The organism is Nocardia sp. NPDC058058 (assembly GCF_042885355.1).
Lineage (GTDB): Bacteria > Actinomycetota > Actinomycetes > Mycobacteriales > Mycobacteriaceae > Nocardia.
Genome location: NZ_JBHVSA010000002.1, coordinates 1,411,442 through 1,438,400, shown reverse-complemented (window position 1 = coordinate 1,438,400; position 26,959 = coordinate 1,411,442). Strand labels below are relative to the sequence as shown.

18 protein-coding genes and 1 tRNA gene are annotated in these 26,959 nt (G+C 67.5%); 6 read left to right on the top strand and 13 right to left on the bottom strand.

Annotation, left to right across the window (positions count from 1 at the left end; genetic code table 11):
• Nucleotides 1-31: 31 nt before the first annotated feature.
• From ACFVUS_RS21305 to ACFVUS_RS21285, 5 genes are all read right to left on the bottom strand, one after another.
• Entirely contained in the window at nt 32-1,519 is a 1,488-nt protein-coding gene (locus tag ACFVUS_RS21305; RefSeq protein ID WP_387768715.1) for a peptidoglycan D,D-transpeptidase FtsI family protein, read from the bottom strand.
• The gene (locus ACFVUS_RS21300; protein ID WP_387768712.1) at nt 1,516-2,985 is read right to left on the bottom strand and encodes an FtsW/RodA/SpoVE family cell cycle protein; all 1,470 of its coding nucleotides are present in this window, start codon (nt 2,983-2,985) and stop codon (nt 1,516-1,518) included. The genes ACFVUS_RS21305 and ACFVUS_RS21300 overlap by 4 nt, the downstream gene beginning before the upstream one ends.
• Nucleotides 2,985-4,466, bottom strand: a complete 1,482-nt coding sequence (locus tag ACFVUS_RS21295) for a PP2C family protein-serine/threonine phosphatase (RefSeq protein ID WP_387768709.1) — start codon at nt 4,464-4,466, stop codon at nt 2,985-2,987. The genes ACFVUS_RS21300 and ACFVUS_RS21295 overlap by 1 nt, the downstream gene beginning before the upstream one ends.
• Nucleotides 4,463-4,930: an FHA domain-containing protein gene (locus ACFVUS_RS21290; RefSeq protein ID WP_364636871.1), complete on the bottom strand. Its 468-nt coding sequence runs from the start codon at nt 4,928-4,930 to the stop codon at nt 4,463-4,465. The genes ACFVUS_RS21295 and ACFVUS_RS21290 overlap by 4 nt, the downstream gene beginning before the upstream one ends.
• Nucleotides 4,931-5,135: 205 nt before the next feature.
• Nucleotides 5,136-6,593, bottom strand: coding sequence for a DUF3662 and FHA domain-containing protein (locus ACFVUS_RS21285; RefSeq protein WP_387768705.1), 1,458 nt, complete (start codon nt 6,591-6,593; stop codon nt 5,136-5,138).
• A 281-nt stretch (nt 6,594-6,874) separates the two neighbouring features.
• Here ACFVUS_RS21285 and ACFVUS_RS21280 point away from each other — a divergent pair.
• Nucleotides 6,875-6,960, top strand: a tRNA-Leu gene (locus ACFVUS_RS21280).
• A 676-nt stretch (nt 6,961-7,636) separates the two neighbouring features.
• On the opposite strand, the gene ACFVUS_RS21275 is transcribed toward ACFVUS_RS21280, so the two are convergent.
• Nucleotides 7,637-8,692, bottom strand: a complete 1,056-nt coding sequence (locus tag ACFVUS_RS21275; RefSeq protein ID WP_387768702.1) for a stage II sporulation protein M — start codon at nt 8,690-8,692, stop codon at nt 7,637-7,639.
• A 59-nt stretch (nt 8,693-8,751) separates the two neighbouring features.
• On the opposite strand from ACFVUS_RS21275, the gene ACFVUS_RS21270 reads away from it, so the two are divergent.
• Nucleotides 8,752-9,534 (top strand): RDD family protein, encoded by a 783-nt coding sequence (locus tag ACFVUS_RS21270; RefSeq protein WP_387768699.1) that lies wholly within the window; start codon nt 8,752-8,754, stop codon nt 9,532-9,534.
• Between the two features lie 22 nt (nt 9,535-9,556).
• Here ACFVUS_RS21270 and ACFVUS_RS21265 read toward each other — a convergent pair whose 3' ends face one another.
• From ACFVUS_RS21265 to ACFVUS_RS21245, 5 genes are all read right to left on the bottom strand, one after another.
• Nucleotides 9,557-10,852, bottom strand: coding sequence for a DUF58 domain-containing protein (locus tag ACFVUS_RS21265; RefSeq protein ID WP_387768696.1), 1,296 nt, complete (start codon nt 10,850-10,852; stop codon nt 9,557-9,559).
• A 3-nt stretch (nt 10,853-10,855) separates the two neighbouring features.
• Nucleotides 10,856-11,830 (bottom strand): AAA family ATPase, encoded by a 975-nt coding sequence (locus tag ACFVUS_RS21260; RefSeq protein WP_387770080.1) that lies wholly within the window; start codon nt 11,828-11,830, stop codon nt 10,856-10,858.
• A gap of 29 nt (nt 11,831-11,859) precedes the next feature.
• Entirely contained in the window at nt 11,860-12,993 is a 1,134-nt protein-coding gene (locus ACFVUS_RS21255; RefSeq protein ID WP_387768693.1) for a DUF4129 domain-containing protein, read from the bottom strand.
• On the bottom strand, nt 12,990-13,772 hold the full coding sequence (locus tag ACFVUS_RS21250) for a hypothetical protein (protein ID WP_387768690.1): 783 nt from the start codon (nt 13,770-13,772) through the stop codon (nt 12,990-12,992). Before ACFVUS_RS21250 ends, ACFVUS_RS21255 begins: the two co-directional genes overlap by 4 nt.
• A gap of 132 nt (nt 13,773-13,904) precedes the next feature.
• A complete protein-coding gene (locus tag ACFVUS_RS21245) occupies nt 13,905-14,465 on the bottom strand; it encodes a TetR/AcrR family transcriptional regulator (protein WP_387768687.1) in 561 nt (186 codons plus the stop codon).
• A gap of 175 nt (nt 14,466-14,640) precedes the next feature.
• Here ACFVUS_RS21245 and ACFVUS_RS21240 point away from each other — a divergent pair, with 175 nt between their 5' ends.
• Nucleotides 14,641-16,191 carry an MFS transporter gene (locus ACFVUS_RS21240; RefSeq protein ID WP_387770077.1) on the top strand — a complete coding sequence of 517 codons (1,551 nt, stop codon included), beginning with the start codon at nt 14,641-14,643 and terminating at the stop codon, nt 16,189-16,191.
• Between the two features lie 118 nt (nt 16,192-16,309).
• On the opposite strand, the gene ACFVUS_RS21235 is transcribed toward ACFVUS_RS21240, so the two are convergent.
• Entirely contained in the window at nt 16,310-18,136 is a 1,827-nt protein-coding gene (locus ACFVUS_RS21235; RefSeq protein ID WP_387768684.1) for a DUF4407 domain-containing protein, read from the bottom strand.
• An 885-nt stretch (nt 18,137-19,021) separates the two neighbouring features.
• Here ACFVUS_RS21235 and gltB point away from each other — a divergent pair.
• The 3 genes from gltB (at nt 19,022) to ACFVUS_RS21220 (ending at nt 26,501) form a co-directional block, all read left to right on the top strand.
• Nucleotides 19,022-23,695: a glutamate synthase large subunit gene (gene gltB / locus ACFVUS_RS21230; protein WP_387768682.1), complete on the top strand. Its 4,674-nt coding sequence runs from the start codon at nt 19,022-19,024 to the stop codon at nt 23,693-23,695.
• Between the two features lie 59 nt (nt 23,696-23,754).
• Nucleotides 23,755-25,224, top strand: coding sequence for a glutamate synthase subunit beta (locus ACFVUS_RS21225; protein WP_387768680.1), 1,470 nt, complete (start codon nt 23,755-23,757; stop codon nt 25,222-25,224).
• Between the two features lie 431 nt (nt 25,225-25,655).
• Nucleotides 25,656-26,501, top strand: coding sequence for a cutinase family protein (locus ACFVUS_RS21220; RefSeq protein WP_387770074.1), 846 nt, complete (start codon nt 25,656-25,658; stop codon nt 26,499-26,501).
• A 76-nt stretch (nt 26,502-26,577) separates the two neighbouring features.
• Here the strand turns inward: ACFVUS_RS21220 and ACFVUS_RS21215 are convergent, their stop codons facing one another.
• Complete coding sequence (locus tag ACFVUS_RS21215; RefSeq protein ID WP_387768678.1) at nt 26,578-26,907, bottom strand: hypothetical protein; 330 nt, start codon at nt 26,905-26,907, stop codon at nt 26,578-26,580.
• Nucleotides 26,908-26,959 lie beyond the last annotated feature (52 nt).

The window sequence follows — 26,959 nt, the reverse complement described above, 5'->3', positions numbered from 1 at the left end:
GACCCTGTCTACCTTGCCCTGTCATGTCGTCTCAGCCCCCCAGCCCGGCATCGAGCACCGCGCGCGCGACCGGCGCTGCCACCGAACCGCCGGTGGCGGCCAGGGCGCGGTCGCCACCGTTCTCGACGATCACCGCGATGGCGATCTTCGGGTTCTGCGCGGGCGCGAAGGCGATGTACCAGGCGTGCGGCGGGGTATTGCGGGGATCGTTGCCGTGTTCGGCGGTGCCGGTCTTGGACGCGATCTGGTAGCCCCGCTGCTGGGTGCCTCCCTGGGTGTTCTTCTCCGACTCGATCATCAGATTGGTCAGCTGGGTGGCCACCGGTGCGCTGATCGCCTGGCCGACCGACATCGGTTTGACGGTCTCCAGGGTGCTCAGGTCCGGGGCCTGCAACTGATCGACCAGGTGCGGCTGCATCCGCACGCCGCCATTGGCGACGGTGGCAGCGATGACCGCGTTGTCGAGTGGAGTCAGCGCCACATCGCGCTGTCCGATACTGCTCTGGCCGAGGGCCGGTGCGTCGGGAATGGTCCCGACGGTGCTGTCCGCCCACGGAATCGGAATGTTCGGATGGGTTCCGATACCGAACGCGGCGGCCTCGTCCTTGAGTTTCGCGGCCCCCACCTTGATACCGAGGTCCACGAAAGCGGTGTTACAGGAGAACTTGAACGCGTCGGTCAGCGATGCGGTCGGCGCGTCGCCGGGACCGCAGTGGCTGCCGTTGTAGTTCTCCAGCGTGGTGGTGGTGTCCGGCAACGTGATTCGCGACTGCGCGGTCAACTGGTCGTCCGGTTTCGCGATGCCGTTGGACAGCGCCGCGGCGGTCACGATCACCTTGAAGGTGGAGCCCGGCGGATATGTCTGCGACACAGCGCGATTCAGCATCGGCTGACGCGGATCACCCTGCAGGGTCTGCCAGGCTTGCGCGGCGGCCGCGCCGTCGTGGCCGGACAGCAGGTTCGGATCGTAGGACGGCGTGGACACCATGGTGAGGATGCGCCCGGTGCTCGGCTCGATCGCCACCACCGAACCGGTGTAGCCCTTGCTGGTCAGCTGCTCGTACGCGACCTTCTGCATAGCGGGGTTGATCGTGGTGATCACGTTGCCGCCGCGCGGATCCCGGCCGGACACCATATCGATGAAGCGGCGGCCGAACAGTTGATTGTCCGAACCGTTCAGCACCGAATCCTCGGCGTGCTCCAGCCCGGTGCTGCCGTACTGCATGGAGTAGAAACCGGTCGCCGGCGCGTACGCCAGCGGATCGGTCGGATAGGTGCGCAGGTACTTGTAGCGGTCGTCGGTGGACACCGAACTCGCCAGCACCGTGCCCTGCGCGGAGATCTGGCCGCGCTGGCGGGCGTACTCGTCGAGCAGTACGCGGCCGTTGCGCGGATCGTTGCGCAGGCTGTCCGCCTTGCCGATCGGCCCGAATTGCACCTGGATGTAGGTGGCGTTGATCAGCAGCGCGACGATCATCAGCATGACCGCCATCGCCACCCGGCGCAGGGGTGTGTTCACGCGGTACCACCCTTCGGTCGCCGTACCAGTTCGGTGGGCGCGTCCGCGAGCGGCTCCGGCGCCCGCTTACGGACGGGGGCCGGGGCGCGCGCCGCATCGGACACCTTGATCAAGAGTGCCAGCAGTGCGTAGTTGGCGAGCAGGGAGGAGCCGCCGTAGGAGACGAACGGCGTGGTCAGACCGGTCAGCGGAATCAACTTGGTGACACCGCCGACGACCACGAACAACTGGATGGCGATGGTGAACGCCAGCCCCGCCGCCAGCAGCTTGCCGAAACTGTCGCGCACCGCGATGGCGGTGCGCAATCCGCGAATCACGAAGACGCAGAACAGCATCAGCACCGCGGCCAGGCCGATCAGGCCCAGTTCCTCGCCGATGGCCGAGATGATGAAGTCGGTTTTGGCGAACGGCACCTGCGAGGGCCGTCCGCTGCCGAGCCCGGTGCCGGCGAGTCCGCCGGTGGCCAGCCCGAACAGCGACTGCGAGATCTGGTAGCCGGTGTTGTTGTAGTCCGCGAAGGGGTGCAGCCAGGTCTCCACGCGCACCCGCACATGTCCGAAGACGTTGTACGCGAACACGAATCCGATACCGAGCAGCACCGCGCCGACCGCCACCCAGCCGACCCGCTCGGTGGCGATGTAGAGCATGCACAGCACCGTGCAGAAGATCAGCAGCGAGGTGCCCAGATCCTTCTCCAGCACCAGCACGCCGACGCAGACGATCCAGACCACCAGCATCGGGCCGAGGTCGCGGGCGCGCGGCAGTTCCATGCCGAATACGTGCTTGCCCGCCGCGGTGAACAGGTCGCGCTTGGCGACCAGCACCCCGGCGAAGAAGATGATCAGCAGGATCTTGGCGAACTCACCGGGCTGAACACTGAAGCCGGGCAGGCGAATCCAGATCTTCGCGCCGTTCACCTGCGAGAACCGGTCCGGCAGGATGGCCGGGATGGCGAGCAGCACCAGGCCGACCAGTCCGAGCGTGTACGCGTACCGCGCCAGCGTCCGGTAGTCGCGCAGCAGCAGCAACAGGCCCGTGAAAACCACCATCCCCAACCCCGTCCACAGCACCTGCTGGTTCGCATCGGGGGAGGGGATGGGCTGCGAGGCGAAGATCGCGTCCTGCTTCTCGGCCAGATCCAGACGGTGGATGAGCACCAGGCCGAGACCGTTCAGCAGCGCCACGATCGGTAGTAGCAAAGGGTCCGCGAACGCCGCGAAACGGCGCACCGCCAGATGCGCGACACCGAACAACGCCAGGTAGGCCGCGCCGAGTTTGGCGATCTCCCAGGTGATCGCCTGTTCCTGACTGGCCTCCACCAGCACCAGCGACACCGTCGTGACCACCGCCGCGAGACCGAGCAGCAGCAGTTCCACATTCCGCCGGGTGGACGGCGGGGGCGCGGGAGCGAATCCGCCTGGGGGACTGGGAAAGGCCCCAGCGGACGGTGGTGCCGGTGCGGACATCAGTCCGTCACTCTGCAGTTCTGCCCCGGCTGCTGCGGCGCGGTCGTAGTGGTGGGGGTGGGCTGATCGGTCTTGCGGGGTTCCAGCGGATGGTTCTCACCGCCCGGCACGGCGGCCGGGGTGGTGGTGGGCGCCGCGGGCGTGGTGGTGACGGGCGCGTTCGGATCGACCGGGGTGGTCGGCGGCGTCGTCGAGGGCTGGGTCTGCGGCTGCGCCTTCTCGCAGGGCGGCAGCAGATCGTTGCGGGTCAGCGCCTGCAACTGCTTGCCCGCTTCCTCGCGGGAGCCGGGCGGCAGACCCTTGTTGACCGAATCACGGCCGGTGGGCTTGAGATCCACCAGGCGCAGTTCGCGGCAACCCGCCGGGAAGCTGGAACCGGTTGCGCTGATCTGCAATTCACCGGAACGGGTGACGCAGGCGATCTGATCCACATCGTGAATCGAATAGCCCAGCACCGAACCGGGCAGTCCGCGCAGCACCACGACCTTGTCGTCCTGGGTGCCCACGTAGTAGTTGCTGCGAATCATGTTGTAGCCGACCGTGAGTCCCGCGCCGATGGCGACCAGCAGGGCCAGCGAGAGCGCGATCCAGCGCAGTTTGTGGCTCTTGCGCGGCGGCTCCGGCTCGGGCTGCTGTACGGCCCGGCGCGGGGCGGCTCTCGGCGGTCGCATGGCGGCGGCGCGTCCGGCGGCGGTATTCGGCGGGGGAGTGTCGTCGTCCTCGCCGGAGGCCGCGCCCGCCACGATCGGATGGCTCTGCCCGTAATCGAGGTCGATGACATCGGCGACCACGACGGTCACATTGTCGGGACCGCCACTGCGCAAAGCCAATTCGATGAGCCGGTCGGCCGCCTCGTCGGTGCTGCCCTCGCGCATGGTGTTGGCGATGGTCTCATCGCTCACCACATCGGAGAGGCCGTCCGAGCAGAGCAGATACCGGTCCCCGGCGCGCGCCTCGCGCACCACCAGGGTGGGCTCGATCTCGTTGCCGGTGAGCGCGCGCATGATGAGCGAGCGCTGCGGATGGGTGTGCGCCTGCTCCGGGGTGATCCGGCCCTCGTCCACCAGCGACTGCACGAAGGTGTCGTCGCGGGTGATCTGGGTGAGTTCGCCATTGCGGAGCATGTAGGCGCGGGAGTCGCCGATATGGGCCAGGCCGAGTTTGCGCCCGGCGAACAGGACGGCGGTGAGCGTGGTGCCCATACCGTCGAGTTCGGGCTCTTCCTCGACCTGATCGGCGATGGCGGCATTGCCCTCGTGCACCGCGCGATCGAGCTTGCCGAGCAGATCATCGCCCGGTTCGTCGTCGTCGAGATGCGCGAGTGCCGCGATCATCAGTTGGGAGGCGACTTCACCGGCGGCGTGGCCGCCCATGCCGTCCGCGAGCGCGAGTAGGCGCGCGCCCGCGTAGACGGAGTCCTCGTTGTTGGCTCGTACGAGACCGCGGTCGCTACGGGCGGCGTAGCGCAGAACAAGAGTCACGATCGCAGCTCGATCACTGTCTTACCGACACGGACGGGGGTGCCGAGTGGAACTCGGACCGGGGTGGTGACCTTCGACCGGTCGAGGTAGGTCCCATTGGTGGAACCGAGATCCTCGACATACCAATCCTCGCCGCGCGGCGACAGGCGCGCATGACGGGTGGAGGCATAGTCGTCGGTGAGGACCAGCGTGGAGTCGTCCGCGCGCCCGATCAACACCGGCTGCGTGCCGAGTGAGATGCGGGTGCCGGCGAGTGAACCCTGAGTCACCACGAGATATTTGGCGCCCTTCTGGCCTCGGCGCAAGGAGGGGAGCACCGCGGAACCACCTTGGGTCCGCGGCGGCACCCGGATGCCGGAGGCCGCGTAGATATCGCTGCGCAGGGTCCGGAGCACCGCCCACACGAACAGCCACAACAACAGCAGGAACCCCGCCCGGGTGAGTTGCAGGATCAGTCCCTGCACGGTGCTCCACCTCCTGTTCGACCGTGTCGTAGGTACGGGCTGTCAGTACGGAGAAAGCTCCGCGACCCCCAACCGGTGCGCCTGGTCGGCGCGGCCTGTTGAGCCGCGAGTAATGGCAGCATCATAGGGCCGTCGACCGGTTGCGATCACGATACGGCGGAGGAAAATCCAGCCATATCGTGATCTGCACCGCGAGCTTACGGGATCAGACGATCCTGATCAGGATCTCGGAATGCCCGGCGCGGATGACATCGCCGTCGGCGAGCTGCCAGTCCTGGACGGGCGACCCGTTGACCAGCGTGCCATTGGTGGAACCGAGGTCCGAGAGCATGGCCGTCTGGCCGTCCCAGCGAACTTCGATGTGCCGCCGCGAAACTCCGGTGTCGGGAAGCCGGAAGTGCGCGTCCTGGCCGCGGCCGATGATGTTGGAACCCTCGCGCAACTGGTAGGTGCGACCGGAGCCGTCGTCCAGCTGCAGCGTGGCCGAGTAGCCCGAGCCACTGCGCGCGGGTGCGGCGTAACCGCCCGCGGCGGGCTGCTGGCCGTACCCGGCCTGCTGGCCGTACTGGTCGTCGCCGTAACCGCCGGCGGCGGGCTCGGCATAGCCCTGCTGCTGCCCGTACCCCTGCTCGGCGTAGCCCTGCTGCTGGCCGTAGCCCGGATCGGCGTAGCCCTGCTGGTCGCCGTAGCCCTGCTGCTGCCCGTAACCGGGTTCGGCGTACCCCTGCTGGCCGTAGCCGCCCTGGTCGTACGCCTGCTGGCCGTAGCCCTGCTGGCCGCCCTGTTCGGCGTAGCCGCCGCCCTGCTGCTGGCCGTAGCCGGGTTCGGCATAGCCCTGCTGGCCGTACGCCTGATCGGAGTAGCCGGGCTGCTGCCCGTACGCCTGATCGGCATAGCCCTGCTGCTGGCCGTACGCCTGATCGCCGTAACCACCCTGCTGAGCGCCGTAGCCCTGGCCGCCCTGCTGGTTGTAGTCGTAGCCGTTCTGGTACTCGCCATAGCCCTGCTGATCCGGGGCAGCGCCGTAGCCCTGCTGATCCGGGTACTGCGGGGCGGCACCGCCGCGGCCGTATTCGCCGTAGCCCTGCGGAGCGGGTCGGCTCGCGGGCGGGGGCGCGTACCCGCGGTTTCGTGGATCGGACTCCGCGGGCTCACGGCTTGGGTCGTAGCCTGAGTTCTGCGTCATGGGGCCAGCTCCTGGTTGCGGGTTGGGTCGTGGTGTGCGTTCAGGTCCCACCGCCGGACCCGCCCGGCGGTCGACACTACCGCCGACGGCGTCCGGGTCCACTCGACCGCGTGTCCTGAACTGTCCGGTGTGCAGCGTAGGGGATGCCTCGAATTCCACGTGCACTTCGCCGTACGTCTGCCAGCCTTGCTCACGGATGTAGTCCTGTAAGTGTTTGGCGAACGCGCGTACCGCGAGGTCGTGGTCGGCCTGTCCCTCGCCCTGGACGAGCTGCCCCAGGTCCGACTCGTTGATGGTGATGACGTAGCTGTTCGGTGCGAGCAGATGCCCGTTGCCGAGGTCCTGGACATGGTCCGCGGCCTCGCGCTGGAGCGCTGCCTCGACCTCCTGCGGAACGACACTGCCACCGAAGACGCGGGCGAACACATCGCCGACAGCACCCTGGAGGCGACGTTCGAATCGCGAAACGATCCCCATCGAGCCCCTCCTCTCGGGTCAGGACGCTCCCGCGAGTGAAGCGTGCTTCGTGTCTTGGTCTCCTGGTGGCGCCGTGTGGTCTGCGGCGGTCCTACTGTGCGACACGCGGACATGGCGTGTCGCCGCTGGGACACGGTCCTTGCATGATATCCACGATCGTCCACACCTGTAACTCCTGGAAACGGGTCGGGGTTCCCGTCGCGGCATCGGCCGCCGTCACAGCCGATAACCAGGCGATTTCTTTTTGGCGCATACCCCGTGATACGTTCTTTCAGTCGCTCGGGCGAGTGGCGGAATGGCAGACGCGCTGGCTTCAGGTGCCAGTGTCCGTAAGGACGTGGGGGTTCAAGTCCCCCTTCGCCCACCAAGTCGAAGAGCCCCATCCGGAATCGGATGGGGCTCTTCGCTTTTCGCTGTCCGTGCGCCCGTTCCGGGCCCGGTCCCGGGTAGGCGGTGGTCACCGCAGGTCACGCCGGATGTGACGAAGATCGCAGGCATATCGGGGACTCCTCGGCCGGGGCGTTGCCGGATGGCCTCCGGCGGTCCGCGGAGGGGTGAAAATCGATTGCCGGAAGGTGTCGGTTCGAGTATGCGACCGATTATCTGCGGCCATTGCCTGATGCTCGTTTAGTCAAAACTGAGTTAAACAAACTTGGGGTCTGTTTACCCTCGGGCGACCGCTTGGCAATGGTGCCGACCAGCCATGAAATTCCAGCTTAACGCGGGTTGAACCGGCGGCGGAGGGTTATCCGGGAGAAATCGGCAAACCGGGCGACGGGGGTGTTCCGGAAGTCCGAGCGAGGGGTCGAAACAGGGTCGCCGAACGGTACCGCGCGGGTGGTTTCATTAACCTCCGCAGACCGCTCGCAAAGCGTATGCCGGTAAATAGCGGACATGTCGGGTTGTGTTCGCGCAAAGGGCATTTCGCCTGGTGGCCATATACGCCCACCCAGCAAGTCGGAGGTTGCGTAGCCATAACGATTGTGTAGAGTCGACGGTAACGCTGGCCGCAGCTGAGCCGGACTCGCTGCGGCCAGTGGAAATCAATTCCGGGCCGTTGCCACCAGTGTCGAACCGAACACTCCCGCAACCGTTTCCGGATTCCGGACCGCCGAGTTGCCGGACATGTGCTCCCGCACCGCGGCCGTCTCCTCCTCCAGCACCGCGCGCCGGCCCAGGCCGAAGACATAGGCCAGGAAACCGATTTCGGCGAGCGCGCCGATTCCGATCCGCACCGCGTCGGGCAGCTCGCTCGGAGTGACGAAGCCCTCGAGGAAACCCGAGACGAGCAGCACACCCACCAGGCCCAGCGCGATAACGGCCGTGGCACGGCCCTGCCGGGCCAGGGCCTGCGGGCGGCTCTCCCGGCCCGGATCGATCAGTGTCCAGCCCAGTTTCAATCCCGCGCCGCCCGCCACGAAAATCGCGGTCAGCTCCAGCATGCCGTGCGGCAGGATGTAGTTGAAGAAGGCGTCCAGGCGGCCCGCGTCGGCCATCAGGCCCGCGCTCACGCCCACATTGAGCGCGTTCATCGCCAGCGCGTAGACCGCGGGCAGGATGAGTACCCCCATGAACAGGGCCACCGCGGCGACCGCGGCGTTATTGGTCCACACCTGGGCGGCGAAGGCATCGTGCGGATGCTCGTAGTAGTAGGTCTCGAATTCGCCGCCCGGGCGGGTCAACCGGTCGGTATCGGTATCCAGGCCCAGATGCCGCCGCGCCGACTCCGAATTGGCCACCCACGCGCCCAGGGCGGCCGACGCCCCGATGAACGCCACCGCGACCGATACCCACCAGCGCCGGGAGCGATACAGCGCGGCCGGGAAGCGATGCGTGAAGAAGCGCAGGATTTCGGCGAGGTTATCGGTGCGGGCGCTCAGCACCCGGCCGCGTGCCCGGGTCAGCACGGCGGAGAGTCCGGCCACCACTTCGGCATCGGCCGAACGCGATTGCAGGCGGGCCAGCTGTTGCGAGGTGAGGCGATACAGCCGGACCAGTTCGTCGGATTCCGCGCCGGAAAGTTTCTTACGGCGCGTCGCGAGATGATCCAGCCGATCCCAGGAAGGTTTGTGCAGGAACGTATACGCGTCCAGGTCCATCGGTTGCCTTCCTGTGCCTCGGCTCGGAAGAATGCTAGTCGCCCCCGAGCAGGAGTGACATGGCCCTTTTCACCACCGGCGAGGCCGTCGCCGTAGAACTGCCCATCGCGCGCATCCCGACCCGGGCCGCGGCGTTCCTGCTCGACCTGATGATCCAGTTGATATTCGGGGTCGCGCTGTTCTTCCTCTGCCTGTGGACTCTGTTCGTATGGGACGCCGATACGGCGTGGATCTCCACCATGCTGGTGATCGTGGTGACGCTGACCCTGATCGGCTATCCGGTGCTCAGTGAAACCCTTTCGCGCGGAAGGTCGCTCGGCAAGATGGCGCTCGGCCTGCGGGTGGTGCGCGCGGACGGCGGCCCCACCGATTTCCGGCACGCGGTCACCCGCGGCCTGGCGGGCATCGTGGACTTCTGGATTCTGGGCACCGGCCTGATCGCGGTCGTGGTGTCACTGTGCTCGCCGAACGCCCGCCGCATCGGTGACGCGCTGGCGGGCACCGTGGTGGTGCACGATCGCAGCCGCCTGCCGTTCGCGGCGCTGGTGCTGCCGCCGCCGTGGTTGCAGGGCTGGGCGCGGCAGCTCGATCTGACCGGGCTCTCCGATGATCTCGCGGTCCCGGTGCGCCAGTACCTGACTCGCTTCCGCACGCTCACGCCCGTGGCGCAGGATCAATTGGGCCGCGCCCTGGTGGTCACGGTGTGCGCCCGGCTGCACACGCCGCCGCTGAATGGCTATCCGCCGGTGCAGATTCTGGGCGCGGTGCTGGCCGAACGGCAGCGTCGTTCCTTCCCGCCCCCGCCCAAGCCGGACACCAAGGCGTTCCAGCGCGCGGCGTGACGGGTTCCCGCGAACGGGCGAATTACATTGCGCCCGTTTGCTTGAGCTCCAGGTATTCGTCGGCGAGCGCGCCCGGCAACCGGTCGGGGGAGTCCGAGATGACGCGGACGCCCATGCGGCGCAGGGTTTCCCGCGCCACCGCGTGTTCGGCGATGACGTTCTCGGCGGCGGCCGCGGTGTAGAGATCGTCCAGCGCGGAGCGCCGGGTGGCGGCGGCCGCGATATCCGGATCGGTGACCGCGACGATCAGCACGCGATGCCGGTCGGCCAGAATCGGCAGCACCGGGAGCAGCCCCTCCTGCACGGTGGCGGCATCGAGGTGGGTGAACCAGACGACCAGACTGCGGCGGCGGGCGCGTTGCAGGGTGGTGCGCAGCAGACCCTGATAGTCGGTATCGGCCAGTTGCGGGGTGACGCCCGCCAGGGCGTGCATGAGCTTGAGCTGCAAGCGTTTTCCGCCGATGCCGCGCACTTCCGCGCGCAGCGCGTTGTCGTAGGCGAGCAGATCCACCGAATCGCCGCCCGCCGCGGCGAGCCCGCCGAGCAGCAGCGCGGCCTCGATGGTGGCGTCCAGCCGGGTGCCGTCGCCGACGCGGCCCGCGCTCACCCGGCCGGTATCGAGCAGCATGACCACGTGCCGATTGCGTTCGGGCCGCCAGGTGCGCACCAGCACGTCATTGGCGCGCGCGGTGGCGCGCCAGTCGATGGTGCGCACATCGTCGCCCGCGACGTATTCGCGGAATGAGTCGAATTCGGTGCCCTGTCCGCGCCGGTTGGTGGTGTTGCGGCCCTCGAGATGTTGCAGCTGACGGACTTTGGAGGCGAGCAGCTGCTCACTCCGGAACGGCGGCAGCGCGCGCAACCGGGCCGGAACGGTGCGGCGCGTCTGGCGTCCGGCGATGCCGAGCGGTCCGAGCAGGCGCACGGTGACCGGACCGGCGACCCGATCGCCCCGGTACTCCGGGGTGAGTTCGGTGTGCAGCCGAATCCTGGTGTTGGGCGGCAGATTCAGCGCGTGCGCGCGATTGCGGGCCTGTGCGCTGTTCGGCCAGTCGTCCCACAGCGTGCCGCGCAGCGTGCGGTCGCCGGTGTTCAGCGCGGTGAGTTCCACCTCGGCGGTGCGCCCGGTGCGCACCGTGGTGATCGGATCGCGCGAAAGCTCCAGTGCCCCGGGCGAACCCAGCAGCAGCACATCGAGCAGCACCAGCGCGACCAGTACCGCGGTCGCGCCCAGCAGTCCCACCCAGGAGGGCAGCACGAAGGTGACGAAGAGTGCGGCGACGCCCGCCGCGATGGCCAACCGGCCGGTGACGACCACGATCTACACCGGAACCGGGACGGACATCAGCAGTGACGCCATCACCCCTTCGGCGGTGACGCCCTCCACCTCGTGTTCGGGCCGCAGTTGCAGGCGATGCCGCAGCACCGTGGTGGCAACGGCTTTCACATCGTCGGGGGTGACGTAACCGCGACCGTTCAACCAGGCGAAGGCGCGCGCCGCCGCCATCAGCGCGGTCGCGCCACGGGTGGACGCGCCGTGCGCGACGGCGGGGGAGGTGCGCGTGGCGCGGCACAGATCGACCGTGTACGCGAGCACTTCCGGGCTCAATGTCACCTGGGCGACGGCCTTGCGGGCGGTCGCGATGTGTTCGGGTCCGGCGACCGGCCGCAGTCCGGCGGCATCCAGATCGCGCGGATCGAAGCCCGCGGCGTGCCGCTGCAGAATCCGGAATTCGTCTTCGCGCCCGGGCAATTGAACGTCGACCTTGAACAGGAACCGGTCCAGCTGCGCCTCCGGCAGCGGATAGGTGCCCTCCTGCTCGATCGGATTCTGGGTGGCGATCACCACGAACGGATCGGGCAGCGGCCGCGGCACGCCGTCCACCGAAACCTGGCGCTCCTCCATCGATTCCAGCAGCGCGGACTGGGTTTTCGGTGGGGTGCGGTTGATTTCGTCCGCGAGCAGCAGGTTGGTGAACACGGGCCCGCGCCGGAAGGTGAATTCGGCCGAATGCGGATCGTAGATCTGCGAGCCGGTGACATCGCCGGGCATCAGGTCCGGGGTGAACTGGATGCGGCTGTGCTCCAGATCCAGGGCCTTGGCCAGCGCGCGCACCAGCAGCGTCTTGGCCACGCCCGGAACGCCTTCCAGCAGTACGTGGCCCTGGCACAGCAGTGCCAGCACCAGGTACATGACCGCCTGGTCGTTGCCGACGACAGCCTTGCCGATCTCGGCGCGCAGGGCGAGCAGCGCCTGCTGGGCCTGTTCGGGTGTCGGCGCGTGATTGGTGTCCATCACGACGACGGCTGTGGGCTCTGATCCGGTCACAAGACCTCCGCTTCGATCCATTCGAGTTGTGCGGCCACGAGTTCCAGCGTGTCCCGGTCCGGAACCGGGTCGTACAGTGCGGCCCGCAGCATGGCCGGGTCGGCGTGCAGGCGTGCGGCCAGGGGCGCGATCACCAGCTCGGGCAGGGTTTCGGCGGTGACGCCGAGGGTCGGTCGCAGTCGCCGCAGGGTGGCCGCCCGCAGTTTCGCCGCGATGTGGTCGTGGTCGCGGGATTTGCGGTACAGCCCGGCCTGTCCGGCGAGCACCTCGTTGGCGGGCGCTTCCACCGGCAGTGGTTCGCGCACCACCGCGCCGCGGCGGCGACCGCGCCACCACAGCACCGCACCCCACGCGATGAGCAACTGCGCGCCGCCGAAGGCCGCCCAGGCGGGCAGGCGTTCGAAGATGGAGTCGTCGCCTTCGCCGAAATTCGGCGCGTGCCGGGGTGTCGGCGGCGGTTTCGACGTCGACGGCGGCGGTGTGTAGGGCGTGTTGTCGTGATGCTCCGGCGGCGAGGGCGGCGGCGGGCTGATGTGCGTCACCAGGTAGACGAGCACCACGATGCCGAGCAGTGCGCCCAGCACCGCCCAGAAGCGCCAATCCCGCAGCAGCGCGGGCAATTCGAGCGGTTCGCGTTCGTTCTTCTTGCGCGGGGTCCGCTGCTTCTTGCCTTTGCGGCGCTGTTCGGTGATCTCGACGGGCGCGTTCTTGGGCGGCGGCGCGATCGAGAATTGATCGGCCTGTTCCAGCCGCCGGTATTCGGCCTCCGCGCCGGGGCGGCCGCCATACACGATCTCGTCGAAACTGTGTGCCGCCGCGGGCAATTCGACGGTCTCACCGGGCAGCGCGGTGGTCGCGGCCTGCGCGGTCTCGCGCGCGGTGCGGGCGCGCTGTTCCTCGAGAATGCCGCGCTGTTCCAACCCGCGGGTGACCGCGCGATAACGCTCGCGCAACGCGGTACCGAAATCCGCGCGCCGGGCGGCGTCCTCCGCGGCGGCCAGGTGGGCGGCGGCGGGACCGAGCGCGGGTTCCGGCGGCGGCCCGAAGTGGTTGTGCGGCTGCTGATTCGCGTCGACGGGGGCGGACCCGTCCGTGCGCGGCCGCTCGTACGGCGGCAGGGGAGTGCTCACGGCCGCGCCTCCCCGGGGATCTTGATATCCCAGCCTTCGCGGCGGCAGCGGCGATCGACGTAGGCGACGACCTGGGCGGAGGATTCCACCATTTCGGCGAGTGCGACGAAGAGCAGACCGGCGGTGATGAGCAGGACGGTGACCGCCCAGCGCCGGGTGCCGGTGATGCCCGCCGCGAATTGCGGCAGCGCGAGCAGCGGGACGATCAGCACCAGCAGCAGTCCGCGCAGATAGATCAGTACGCCCACCAACTGCCAGTCGGTGCCGGATATCAGCAGTTTCGAGCGCAGCGTGGCGATCCGGTAGGTGCTGTTCTCCTCGAAAATGGCCGGGACCGTGGCGAATCGGCGGGCGCGCAGCCACAGCAGCCAGATCACCGCGAACGGCGCGGTGAACATGAGTGGTGCGCCGAGCGCGAGCACACACACCCCGATGAGCGTGTACATGGCCGAATACCCGAGCAGCGGACCGGCTTCGGCGGACAGTCGGCTCAGCGCCGCGCGCCAGCTCAGGGGCTGCCGGTGCACGATCGAAAGTCCCATCGGCACGGTGAAGCCGCGCACGAACAGGCGCAGCACCCAGGCGGCGATCAAGGTCGTGAGCAGTGCGCCCCAGAAGGTGCCGCTGTCCGAATCACCGGTGGCGACCGAGACGAAGACGGTGACGCCGACGGAAATGGCGGCCGCGATGGCGACGGCCACCCCGAAGACGGCGGCGAAGGTGGCGATCCGCGCCTGGATCAATGCGAATGGCAGATCCAGCAGTTCACGGAACTGCACGGGTCGGATCGGGACCGTCGCCGGTTCGGTGTGCGGTTCCCCCACCGACCCGGCCGACGGACCGACTGAATCGGCGGCGGCGGGCAACACGGACCTACTCTAACCGGCAGGTGCCCCGTGGTCGCCCCATGTTTATTCGCCGAGCAGGCGTGCCACGACCTGGCGGTACAGGGCGGGGTCCACGGGTGACATGCCGAGCAGGGCGCGCAGGTAGACGCCGTCGCCGACCAGCCGGACGATTTCCGCTTTGACCGGATCGTGAATCTCATTGTCCAGTGCGGTTTTCCAGCCGCTCATCATTTCGGCGAGGGCCCGATCGGCCTCGTCGGCGGCGCTGTCCTGCGGGCCGTCGACGGTGCGCATGGCGGCGAGCATGGAGCGATACAGCGCGAGCTCCAGCGCGTCCGAGTCATTATCGGGATGCGGGGTCTGCAGATACCACTCGGCGACCGATTCGCCCTGGGCCACGGCATTGTTCAGCTGCTGATCGGCGCGTTCGCCGAGGCGGCGGACCAGTCCGGCGAGCAGCGCGTCCTTGCTCTTGAAGTGATAGAGCAGTCCGCCCTTGGAGACGCCTGCCGCCGCCGCGACGCTTTCCAGCGTCACCTGGGACATGCCCTTGTCGAGCAGCAGGGTTTCGAGCGCGTCGAGGATCCGGTTGCGGGTGCCCGCCGGATCGCGAGGGGTGGTCACGGGACATAACTGTACCGTCTGGACGGTAAGTCTGTTACTGTACCGTCCAGACGGTTCAACTCTGGAAGAGAAAGCTCCCATGGCCACCCACACCTCCGCCCGATCCGGACCCGGATCAGAGGCGGATCCCAGCGTCAACGACCCCCGGCCCGCCACCGCGCGCCGGGATTCCGGCATGCCCGCCACCCCGGACTCGGCTGCGGCGCTGGCATCCGAGAGCGGTTCGGAGCGCGCGTCCCTGCGTGACTGGGCCGGACTCGGCGTGCTCGCGCTGGCCCTGCTGCTGGTCTCGGTCGATGCCACCGTGCTCGATCTCGCGGTGCCCGCCATCTCCGGCGATCTCGCGCCGACCACGCCGCAGCTGCTGTGGATCATCGACGTCTATTCCTTCGTGCTGGCGGGTCTGCTCATCACCATGGGCACGCTCGGCGACCGCATCGGGCGTAGGCGACTGCTGTTGATCGGCGCTGCCGGATTCGGTCTGGCCTCGGCGGTCGCCGCCTGGTCGGTGAGCCCCGAAATGCTCATTGCCGCACGCGTTCTGCAGGGTGTCGCCGGTGCGACCCTGATGCCCGCCACGCTCGGCCTGATCCGGTCCATGTTCACCAACGCGCGCCAGCGCACCCTCGCGATTTCGGTCTGGGGTGCGATGGCGGGTTCGGGTGCGGCCATGGGCCCGCTGCTGGGCGGCTGGCTGCTGGAGCACTTCTGGTGGGGTTCGGTATTCCTGGTGAACCTGCCGGTGATGGCGCTGCTCATCGTGCTCGGACCGCTGCTGGTGCCGGAGTCGAAGGATCCGAATCCGGGCCGCTTCGACCTGGTGAGCGCGGGGCTGTCCATGCTGGCGCTGATCCCGATCGTGTACGCGGTCAAGGAGTTCGCCGCGCACGGGCCGGCGTTGAATCAGCTGATCGCGGGCGTGATCGGTGTGGTCTCGGGTGTGGTGTTCATTCGCCGCCAGCGCGGGCTGACCGATCCGCTGATCGATCTGGAGCTGTTCCGGCTGCCGCCGTTCCGGGCGGCGGTGCTGACCAATCTGCTGTCCATCTTCGCGTTGGCCGGTGTGCTGTTCTTCGGTTCGCAGTATCTCCAGCTGGTGCTGGGGCGCGCGCCGTTGCAGGCGGGTCTGCTGTTGATCCCGGGCACATTCGGCAGCATGGCCGGTTCGTTGCTGGCGGCGTGGCTGGTCGGTCGCTGGCGTCCGGTGAGCGTGCTGTGCGGTGCGCTGGTCACGGCTGCGGCGGGCGCGTCCATGTTCTGGCTGCTGGAAGCCGATCCGTCGGCGTCGGTGCTGCCGTTCATGATCGGATTCCTGTTGATCGGCCTGGGTGTCGGTGTGGCGCTGACGGTTTCGGCCGACATGATCATCACCACCGCTCCGGCCGAGCGCGCGGGCAATGCCGCCGCGATTTCCGAGACCGCGCTGGAAGCCGGTGTGGCACTTGGCGTCGCGGTGCTGGGCAGCGGTGTGATGGCCGCGTTCCGGCACGGCCTGGATCTGTCCGCGGTTCCGGCCGCGCATACCGACGCGGCGCGGGAATCCCTGGGCGGTGCGGTGGAAACCGCACGCTCGCTCGGTGAACCGGCATCCAGCTCACTGCTGAACGCCGCGCACGGTGCGTTCGTGGACGGTATCCATCTCGCGGCCACCGGCACCACGCTGATCCTGCTGGTCACGGCGGTCATCACGTACCGCGCCGCGACGAGCAAGCGCAAGGCGAGCTGATAAGACGGGGTGGGGCCGCCCACCCCGTCATCCCGGCGCGTTTTTGGCCGGGATCCGCACAATCTGTTGGTGCACAACAGGTGTGGATCCCGGCCAAAAGCATGCCGGGATGACGGGGTTACTCCTTGGCGGGCGGCAGTTCGCGCGGGCCGCGGTATTCCAGTTCCGGGTTGTATCGGCCCGGAATCGCGCCCTGATGCGGTGCGGCGGGCAGCGGATATCCGGGCTCGACGACCTGACCCTGCGGCAGCGCACCGTAATTCGGGTACTGCTGCTGATACGGCTGATCGACCACCTGCGCGGCGACGCGCTGCGCGTACACCTGCTGCGGCGCACCCGGCGGCAACTGGTATCCGTACTGCGGTTGCGGCTGGTAGAGCTGCTGCTGCGCCTGCGCCTGCGCGCCCGAATCCGAGGAATCCACCGTCACCTTGCGGGTCCGCTTGAGCGTGAAGGTGATCTCCTCCGCCTCCTCGAACGCCTGCCGCACGGTGCGCAGCGGATGCGTCGCGGTATCGATGGCATTGGCCACGAAGGACGGCACCAGTGGCCGGATCCAGCGGGCGGCGGTATCGGTGAACGGCACGGTGCCGATGATCGGAAGTTCCAGTCCGCCACCCTTGTTCGCGGGTGCGGGCTGCGGTGCGGGTGCGGGCACGAGCGCCCCGCCCGGGCCGATCGGCGCGAGGCCGCCGCCCTGGCCGAGCTGGGCGGGCAGGTTCGGCGTCGGTGTCACAATCCCCTCCTGGGACACGGAGTCGTCCTTTCGGACCGCGGCCGGAAGCTCATGCTGTGCGGCCCGGTCGAATTCGTCGATGGCGCGCTGTTGCGCCGGTTCGGTGATGCCGATCTGGAAATTGCCGATGGCCGCGATGATGCGGGTGCGCTGACGCTCCCGGTCGATGGCGGTATCGGCGTGCAGGGCCAGTTTCGCCGCGGTGAGCTGTTGTTCGGCGCGCAGTTTCTCGGCTTCGACCCGCACCTGCGCCTGGGTTTCGGCGATGGCGACCTCGGCGGCCTGTTCGACCCGGTCGGTGGCGGTGCGGGTGGCGATATCGCGGTCGAAAGCCGTTTCGCCGCGCCAGAATCGGAGCAGCAGCGGCAGTAGTGCGAGCACGATCAGCAGCAGCGCCACCGCCAGGCGCAGCACGAACGGCCCGGCGTGATCGGTGGTGTAGTCGTTCATGGCGACCCAGCGCGCGCCGAGTCCGCGATCACCGTCGGTGTAGGCGTCGGCGCGGGCGGTGCCGAGCGCCTTGTCCTTATCGCCGATCTTGGTGTCGAGTCCGTCGATCTTGGCGCGCGCGGCGGTGAGCTGCGCCCGCGAATCGTCGAGCATCTGCAGCGCGGTGCGCGCCTCCGCGCCGTATCCGGGCACCCTGGTGATGCGGGTCGCCGGGCACTGCGGGTCCGGATTGGTCTCGCAGCGCGCGATCACCAGCGCGGTGTCGACATCGGTCTGCGCCTTGGCGATCTGCTGATCCAGGTCCTTGCGATCGGTGCGGGCCTGGTCGAGTTCGGTGCGCGCGGTGACCACCGCGGGCGCGGATTCGACTCCGCGCCGGGAGGTTTCGTCGAGCAGCCGGTTCACGGTGCCGCCGAAAAGTACGGTGCAGGCCAATTCGGCGATGACGATGCCGACCAGGACGGCCACTCCGGCCCGTGCGCCGAATTCGGCTCGGGCCCGGCGGCTTTCACCGCGCGCGGGTGTCGACGCGGTCGCCAGCGTGCGAGATACCGCCCCCACCAACAGGGTTGCGATCAGGGCGATCACGATCACCGCGGCCAAGGGCCATTTCGCCGCACCGGTGGCCAGTGCGGTGATTACCCCCGCTGTCAGCGCGAACAATGCCACCACGGCACCGGTAACCGAATACCCCGTGCGCTCGTGCCGATCGGTGACCCCCGCGTGCGCGCCGCCGAGCCAGGTGAGCAGAACGGTCATGGGAGCTCACATCCTCTAAGTCCCAGGCTTATTCGGGTTCTCTAAACCGTCGCTGATTCGTTGTTTCAGCGTGACAGGAAGGGGGCGGTTACACCGAGTGTGGTGGCTGTGATGTGTCCAGCCTCACATCTGACGGCTTCCCAGCCGTGACGTGGCATTGATCACGCAGGTATCGGCCGCAGAATCCCTGAAGTAGTGACTTACCGCATATTCACTGTTTGCCAGGCGTGTGCCAAATCCCACGTTTAAGAAAGATTCCGTACGGTCGGATCATTGCATTGGCTTGTCGCCCGGACCTCCGAACCGCTTCCCGGGGGTCTCCGGAGAATTAGCCGCAGCACGCCCGGTTTGCCGGATGCCCTTGTGGGGAAGTCTGTTTCATTGCAGGTAGGAGGCTGTCCCGGGGCTGCGCCGGGGCACTCGGCCCCCGCCCTCGCGCGCGCGGAGAACTATGGGCAAGTCAACTGCGGGTCCCCCGCATGCCTGCTTTACACTGGACAACGCGCAGGTACTGGAGGATCGATGAAGAAGCCCAGCTAGACGCTGGTATTAGTGCAACCTAAGTTGGTTGGGCTCGAGTCCTGACTTATCGTTTGCTCTTACGCCGGATGCGACAAGTTCGGCATATCGCCCCATACCGTCCAGAGGCCCGATCGGTGCTCAGCGTAATAGGCGAGAACGGCGCGGTTGGTAGCTAACACGTAAGCGTTCGGTTACCGCCGAGCACCCGACGAAAAATCGAAACGGGTGAAAACAACTGGAGAGTTGACTGCACGGGACGACCATCAGCGCCGCTGGTCTCCGAACCGCCTGGGCGCAGTCTGACGGAGGCGTTCGACGAAGGCCGCAATTCTTCGAAGGCCTGTTTTTTGTGAAGGCAGAGGCATGACGCAACTTCCCGGCCACAGGTCCCCCACCGGCGGTGCCGGCTATGGGCACGGACCCCGCGGGCTCTATGACCCGGCGAATGAACACGACGCCTGTGGCGTCGCATTCGTCGTCGACATGCACGGCCGTCGTAGCCGTGACATCGTCGACAAGGCTATTACCGCCCTGCTGAACCTGGAGCACCGCGGCGCCGCGGGTGCCGAGCCCAACTCCGGTGACGGAGCGGGCATCCTGATTCAGCTCCCGGACAAGTTCTTCCGTGCGATCGTCGACTTCGACCTTCCCGCCGAAGGCTCCTACGCCACGGGTATCGCCTTCCTTCCGCAGGCTCGCCGCGAGGCCGCTCGCGCCGGATACGGCGTCGAGAAGATCGTGCGCGAAGAGGGCCTCGAGGTCCTGGGCTGGCGTGAGGTCCCGATCGACGAATCGTCGCTCGGCGCGCTGTCCCGCGACGCCATGCCCACCTTCCGGCAGATCTTCATCGCCTCGCCGAAGGACGCCGCCGAGCAGCTCTCCGGCATGGATCTGGAGCGCCGCGTCTACGTCATCCGCAAGCGCATCGAGCACCAGCTCGGTAAAGCGGGCGCGGGTGAAGGCAGCGTCGGCAAGGAATCGGTGTACTTCCCGAGCCTTTCCGGTCAGACCTTCGTCTACAAGGGCATGTTCACCACGCCGCAGCTGCGCGCCTTCTACCTGGATCTCCAGGATGATCGCGTGGAGTCGGCGCTGGGCATCGTGCACTCGCGCTTCTCCACCAACACCTTCCCGTCGTGGCCGCTGGCGCACCCCTTCCGCCGCGTCGCGCACAACGGCGAGATCAACACCGTCTCCGGTAACGAGAACTGGATGCGGGCACGTGAGGCGCTGCTGAAGTCGAACGCCTTCGGCATCGACTCCGAGGGCAACAACCGCCTGGAGAAGATCTTCCCGGTCTGCACCCCCGGCGCGTCCGACACCGCTCGCTTCGACGAGGTGCTCGAACTGCTGCACCTGGGCGGCCGCAGCCTCCCGCACGCCGTGCTCATGATGATCCCGGAGGCGTGGGAACGCCACGAGTCCATGGACCCGGCCCAGCGCGCCTTCTACCGCTACCACTCGTTCCTGATGGAGCCGTGGGACGGCCCGGCCTCGGTGGCCTTCACCGACGGCCGCTTCGTCGGCGCGGTGCTGGACCGCAACGGCCTGCGCCCCGGACGCATCTGGGTCACCGAGGACGGCCTGGTCGTGATGGCCTCCGAGGTCGGCGTGCTCGATATCGACCCGTCCACCGTGGTGCAGAAGACCCGTTTGCAGCCCGGCCGCATGTTCCTGGTCGACACCGAACAGGGCCGCATCATCAGCGATGACGAGGTCAAGTCGTCGCTGGCGAACGAGCACCCGTACCAGGAGTGGCTGGACAACGGCCCGACCAAGCTGTCGGACCTGCAGGACCGCCCGCACGTGCACATGTCGCACGACCGCGTGCTGATCCGCCAGCAGATCTTCGGATACTCCATCGAAGAGCTGAACCTGCTGATCTCGCCGATGGCGCAGACCGGCGGCGAAGCGCTCGGCTCGATGGGCACCGACACCCCGATCGCGGTGCTGTCGGCGCGTCCGCGCCTGCTGTTCGACTACTTCTCGCAGCTGTTCGCGCAGGTCACCAACCCGCCGCTGGATGCCATCCGCGAAGAGGTGGTCACCTCGCTGCGCAGCATGATCGGCCCCGAGGACGATCTGCTGAACCCGGGCCAGGACTCCTGTCGCCAGATCACGCTGACCCAGCCGATTCTGGACAACGACGAGCTGTCCAAGCTCGTGCACATCAACGATGACGGCTCGCGCCCCGATCTGCGTTCGGTCGTCGTGCACGGCCTGTACCCGGTCAAGAAGGGCGGCAAGGGGCTGCGCAAGGCCATCGAGGCTGTGCAGCAACAGGTTTCGACCGCCATCGACGGCGGCGCGCGCATCATCATCCTGTCCGACCGCGAATCCAACGAGAAGCTGGCGCCGATCCCGTCGCTGCTGCTCACCGCCGCGGTCCATCACCACCTGGTGAAGGAGCGCACCCGCACCCAGGTCGGCCTGGTCGTGGAGGCCGGTGACGCCCGCGAGGTGCACCACATGGCGCTGCTCGTCGGTTTCGGCGCGGCCGCCATCAACCCCTACATGGCCTTCGAGTCCATCGAGGACATGCTGGAGCGCGGTCAGCTGCAGATGCCGGGCAGCACCGGCGATCACGCGGCCGACTTCAAGAAGGCCGTCTACAACTACAACAAGGCCGCCGGTAAGGGTGTGCTGAAGGTGATGTCCAAGATGGGCATCTCCACCATCGCCTCCTACCGTGGCGCGCAGCTGTTCCAGGTCGTCGGCCTGGCGCAGGAACTGGTGGACGAGTACTTCACCGGTCTGCGTTCGCCGCTGGACGGCATCGGCCTCGATGACATCGCGGGCGAGGTCGCCACCCGGCACAAGGTCGCGTTCCTGGAGAACCGCAACGAGCGCGCGCACCGCGAGCTCGAGGTCGGCGGCGAATACCAGTGGCGGCGCGAGGGCGAATACCACCTGTTCAACCCGGACACGGTATTCAAGCTGCAGCACGCCACCCGCTCGGGCCAGTACAAGGTCTTCAAGGAGTACACCAAGCTCGTCGACGATCAGTCGGAGCGCTTGGCCTCGCTGCGCGGCCTGTTCCAGTTCAAGTCCAAGGGCCGCAACCCGATTCCGCTGGACGAGGTCGAACCCGCCAGCGCGATCGTGAAGCGTTTCTCGACCGGTGCGATGAGCTACGGCTCCATCTCGGCCGAGGCGCACGAGACCCTGGCCGTGGCCATGAACCGGCTCGGCGGGCGCTCCAATTCCGGTGAGGGCGGCGAGCATCCGGCCCGCTTCGAGCCGGAGGAGAACGGCGACTGGCGTCGTAGTGCGATCAAGCAGGTGGCCTCGGGCCGCTTCGGCGTGACCGCGCACTACCTGACCAACTGCACCGATATCCAGATCAAGATGGCCCAGGGCGCGAAGCCGGGCGAGGGTGGCCAGCTGCCCGCGCACAAGGTGTACCCGTGGGTCGCCGAGGTCCGGCACTCGACTCCGGGCGTGGGCCTCATTTCCCCGCCGCCGCACCACGACATCTACTCGATCGAGGATCTGGCGCAGCTGATCCACGACCTGAAGAACGCGAACCCGCAGGCGCGGATTCACGTGAAACTTGTCGCGGAGCCCGGCGTCGGCACCGTCGCCGCGGGTGTGTCCAAGGCGCACGCGGACGTGGTGCTCATCTCCGGTCACGACGGTGGTACCGGCGCTTCGCCGCTGACCTCGCTCAAGCACGCGGGTGGTCCCTGGGAGCTCGGCCTGGCCGAGACCCAGCAGACGCTGCTGCTCAACGGGCTGCGCGACCGCATCGTGGTGCAGGTCGACGGTCAGATGAAGACCGGCCGCGATGTCATGATCGCCGCCCTGCTGGGCGCCGAGGAGTACGGTTTCGCGACCGCTCCGCTGGTGGTCTCGGGCTGCATCATGATGCGCGTGTGCCACCTCGACACCTGCCCGGTCGGCGTCGCCACCCAGAACCCTGTTCTGCGTGAGCGTTTCACCGGTAAGCCGGAGTTCGTCGAGAACTTCATGCTCTACATCGCCGAAGAGGTGCGCGAACTGCTCGCCTCGCTGGGGCTGCGCACGCTCGACGAGGCCATCGGCCGCGTCGACCTGCTCGACACCACGCAGGCCAAGGAGCACTGGAAGGCCGCCAAGCTGGATCTGTCCCCGATCCTCGACGATGTCGAGACGGCGTTCATGATGCAGGATCGCCGCAACACCAAGGGCCAGGACCACGGTCTGGACAAGGCGCTGGACAACCAGCTCATCGCGCAGGCGTCCGATGCGCTCGAGCGCGGCAAGCCGGTCAAGTTCGACACCAAGATCACCAACGTGAACCGGACCGTCGGCACCATGCTCGGCCACGAGGTGACCAAGCTGTACGGCGGCGTCGGCCTGCCGGACAACACCATCGACATCACGTTCACCGGTTCCGCCGGTAACTCGTTCGGTGCGTTCGTCCCGGCCGGTATCACCCTGCGCGTGCACGGTGACACCAATGACTATGTCGGCAAGGGTCTTTCGGGTGGACGCATCATCGTGCGGCCGTCCCTGGACGTGCCCGCCGAATTCGTCGCGGAGCAGAACATCATCGCGGGCAACGTGATCCTGTTCGGCGCCACCAGCGGTCAGGCCTTCATTCGCGGTGTGGCCGGCGAGCGCTTCAGCGTGCGCAACTCGGGCGCCACCGCGGTGGTCGAGGGTGTGGGCGACCACGCCTGCGAGTACATGACCGGTGGCAAGGTGGTCATCCTCGGCGAGACCGGCCGTAACTTCGGCGCGGGCATGTCCGGCGGTATCGCCTACATCTACAACCCGAACGGCACCTTCGAGAACAACCTCAACGGTGAACTGGTCGACCTCGAGCAGCTCTCCGCCGATGAGACCTCGTGGCTGCGGGACACCATCTCCCAGCACCGCGACGAGACGGGTTCGGCTGTCGCGGAACGCATCCTGGGCGATTGGTCGCAGCAGGTGAACCATTTCGTGAAGGTCATGCCGCGGGACTACAAGAAGGTCCTGCTGGCCATCTCGGAGGCCGAGAAGGCCGGCCGCGATGTCGACGCGGCGATCATGGAGGCCGCACGTGGCTGACATGACCTGCACCGGATTTGTTGGGTGCGCCCGCGTTGGCGCGAAAGTTGGAGTCGTAAATGGGTGACGCACAGGGCTTCCTGAAGCACACGAGTCGGGAACTGCCGAAGCGCCGTCCGGTCGAACTGCGCCTGCTGGACTGGAAAGAGGTCTACGAGGAGAAGTTCTCCCACGAGACGCTCCAGAAGCAGGCCAGCCGCTGCATGGACTGCGGTATCCCCTTCTGTCACAACGGTTGTCCGCTCGGGAACCTGATTCCCGAATGGAATGACCTGGTGTACAAGGGTTCCTGGAAGGAATCGTTCGACCGGCTGCACGCCACGAACAACTTCCCGGAGTTCACCGGCCGCCTCTGCCCCGCGCCCTGCGAGGCGTCCTGCGTCCTGGGCATCAACCAGGATCCGGTGACGATCAAGCAGGTCGAGGTCGAGATCATCGAGAACGGTTTCGACGAGGGCTGGGTCACCCCGGTGTACCCGACCCGTCTGACCGGCAAGAAGATCGCCGTCGTCGGCTCCGGCCCGGCCGGTCTGGCCGCCGCGCAGCAGCTGACCCGTGCCGGTCACACCGTGACCGTGTTCGAGCGTGACGACCGCATCGGCGGCCTGATGCGCTACGGCATCCCGGAATTCAAGATGGAGAAGCGCTTCATCGATCGCCGGATCGCGCAGATGGAAGCCGAAGGCACCGTCTTCAAGACCAGCGTGAACGTGGGCGTCGACATCACCGCCGATCAGCTGCGCGAGCGTTTCGACGCCGTGGTGCTGTCCGGTGGCGCGACCATCGCGCGTGATCTGCCCATCCCGGGCCGCGATCTGGACGGCATCCATCAGGCGATGGAGTTCCTGCCGCTGGCCAACCGCGTGCAGCTGGGCGATCCGATCACCGATGAGGACGGCCTGCCGCGCATCAACGCGCGCGGCAAGAAGGTCATCATCATCGGCGGCGGCGACACCGGCGCGGACTGCCTGGGCACCTCGCACCGTCAGGGTGCGGAGTCGGTCCACCAGTTCGAGATCATGCCGCGCCCGCCCGAGGAGCGCGCCGGTTCCACCCCGTGGCCGACCTACCCGCTCATGTACCGGGTCGCGTCCGCGCACGAGGAGGGCGGCGAGCGCCTGTTCTCCGTCAACACCGAGCGTTTCGTCGGTGCGGACGGCAAGGTCACCGGGCTGCAGGCGCACGAGGTGTCGATGGTCAACGGCCGTTTCGAGAAGGTCGAAGGCACCGACTTCACCCTCGAGGCCGATCTGGTGCTGCTGTCCATGGGCTTCGTCGGACCGCAGAAGAACGGTCTGCTCGAGGGTCTGGGCGTGGGCTACGACCAGCGCGGCAACGTCAAGCGCGATAACGACTGGTCCACCACGGTTCCCGGCGTCTTCGTCGCCGGCGATATGGGCCGCGGCCAGTCGCTCATCGTGTGGGCCATCGCCGAGGGTCGCGCCTGCGCGTCCGCGGTCGACAAGTTCCTCGAGGGCGAGACGGCGCTGCCGTCCCCGATCCGCCCGACGGATGTCGCCCAGCGGTGATGTTCATCTCGAGCTGAGCTGAAAAACGGAACGGCCGCGGATCTTCGGATCCGCGGCCGTTTTCGTATTCGCGATGTCTCGTACAGGGTTTTCCGGCTCCCGAATAGGTCGGGTCATGGGTGGCGGCACCCTGACCTGACGTGCCGAATAGGGGTCGAAATCGGACAACTTGTCATGGTCGCGTGGCGCGGGGACAAGGTCACCTTTATTGTTATCGGCGTTGTGTCGCTGATCTCTGTCTTGCGGTCTGGTTTGCGCATCTCATACGGGGCGGTTACTTCGGTTAACCCTGAGTGCACCGGATTGTCATCCGGCGACGACACCATGATCGGGAACCAGGACGCAGAAGTTGTCCCGGGCAGGCGTGAACTGGAGCAGTAGTGCGGTTGAAAAGAATAGTCGCGGCTGCGGGGGCAGCGGCGAGCGTGCTCATAACTGGAATCGTGCTGGGCAGCGGTCCCGTTACGGCGGACCCCGGATGCCCGGTCATGTACACCGTGGCCATCCCCGGCACCTGGGAAACCGGCCACGACAAGACCCCCGGCCCCGGAATGCTGGCGCAGGTTACCAGCGGGCTACCCGGCGAGGTGGACTACGTGACCTATGCGGCCACGGCCTTCCCCTGGGAGGGTGACGTCTACGGCGCCTCCAAGAAGGAAGCCACCGACAACGCGCGCGGCCTGGTACAGGCCATGGGTGCGCGCTGCCCGGGCACCAAGATCTCCATCACCGGTTACAGCCAGGGCGCCGACGCCGCGGGCGATCTGGCCGCGGAGATCGGCTCCGGACTCGGTGTGGTGCCGCCGGATCGCATCGCGGCCGTGGCGCTCATCTCCGATCCGCGTCGTTCCATCACCGATGTGCAGGTCGGCCCGATCGCGCCCGGTGCGGGTGCGGGCGGTCCGCGCATGGGCGGCTTCGGCTTCATCTCCGATCGGGTCCGCACGGTCTGCGCGGTCGGCGATCTGTACTGCTCCACCGAGGAGAGCGACTTCGTCAGCCGGTTCGCCGGATTCCTGGCGCAGACCTCCGACCCGAATCCGGCCAACCTGTGGCGGTACCAGCTCGAGGTCGGCGCGATCATCAACGATCTGATGGCCCAGGGCGGTATCCCCACCCTGCAGTCGCAGCTCAGCGAGGGCGCGAATGAACAGCGCGCCCAGCAGTTCGAGCAGTTCTTCCGCACCGGACGGCACACCAGCTACGGCAGCTACGGCGTCGGCGGCGGTCAGACCGCGCTGAGCTGGATGCACAACTGGCTCGCCAACGCGGCGTAAGTCGTTCGTTCGCAACAGAATACGAAAAGGCCGCTCCCACCAGTCCTGGGAGCGGCCTTTTCGTTGTGTCCCGAGGTTATCCGGCGGAGCCGGTGGCGGGGGGCTGCCACGGCGCGGGCGGCGGGGTGTTGTCACCGGGCTGACCACCCTGATTCCAGTCGTGGTCGCCGGGGTGGTCACCGCGATTGCCGCGGTGGTGGTGGTCGCGATCGTTGTCCCCGCCGTTCCAGCCGGGCTGGTCGACCTGCTGGGCAACGGCAACGGTGTTGTCGGGGGTGGCGGCCGACGCGGTCGCGGGCAGGGCCACCAGGGCGAGCGGTACGGCGGCGAGTACACCGGCGGCGGCCACGCGCAGGGCCATGCGGCGGCGGGACTTCTTCGGGGCGGAGGTCGAGCTGGCGATCACGGTGGATCCTTTCGCGGGGTCCGGGCCACTTGTGCGGCTCGTGGTTCCCATC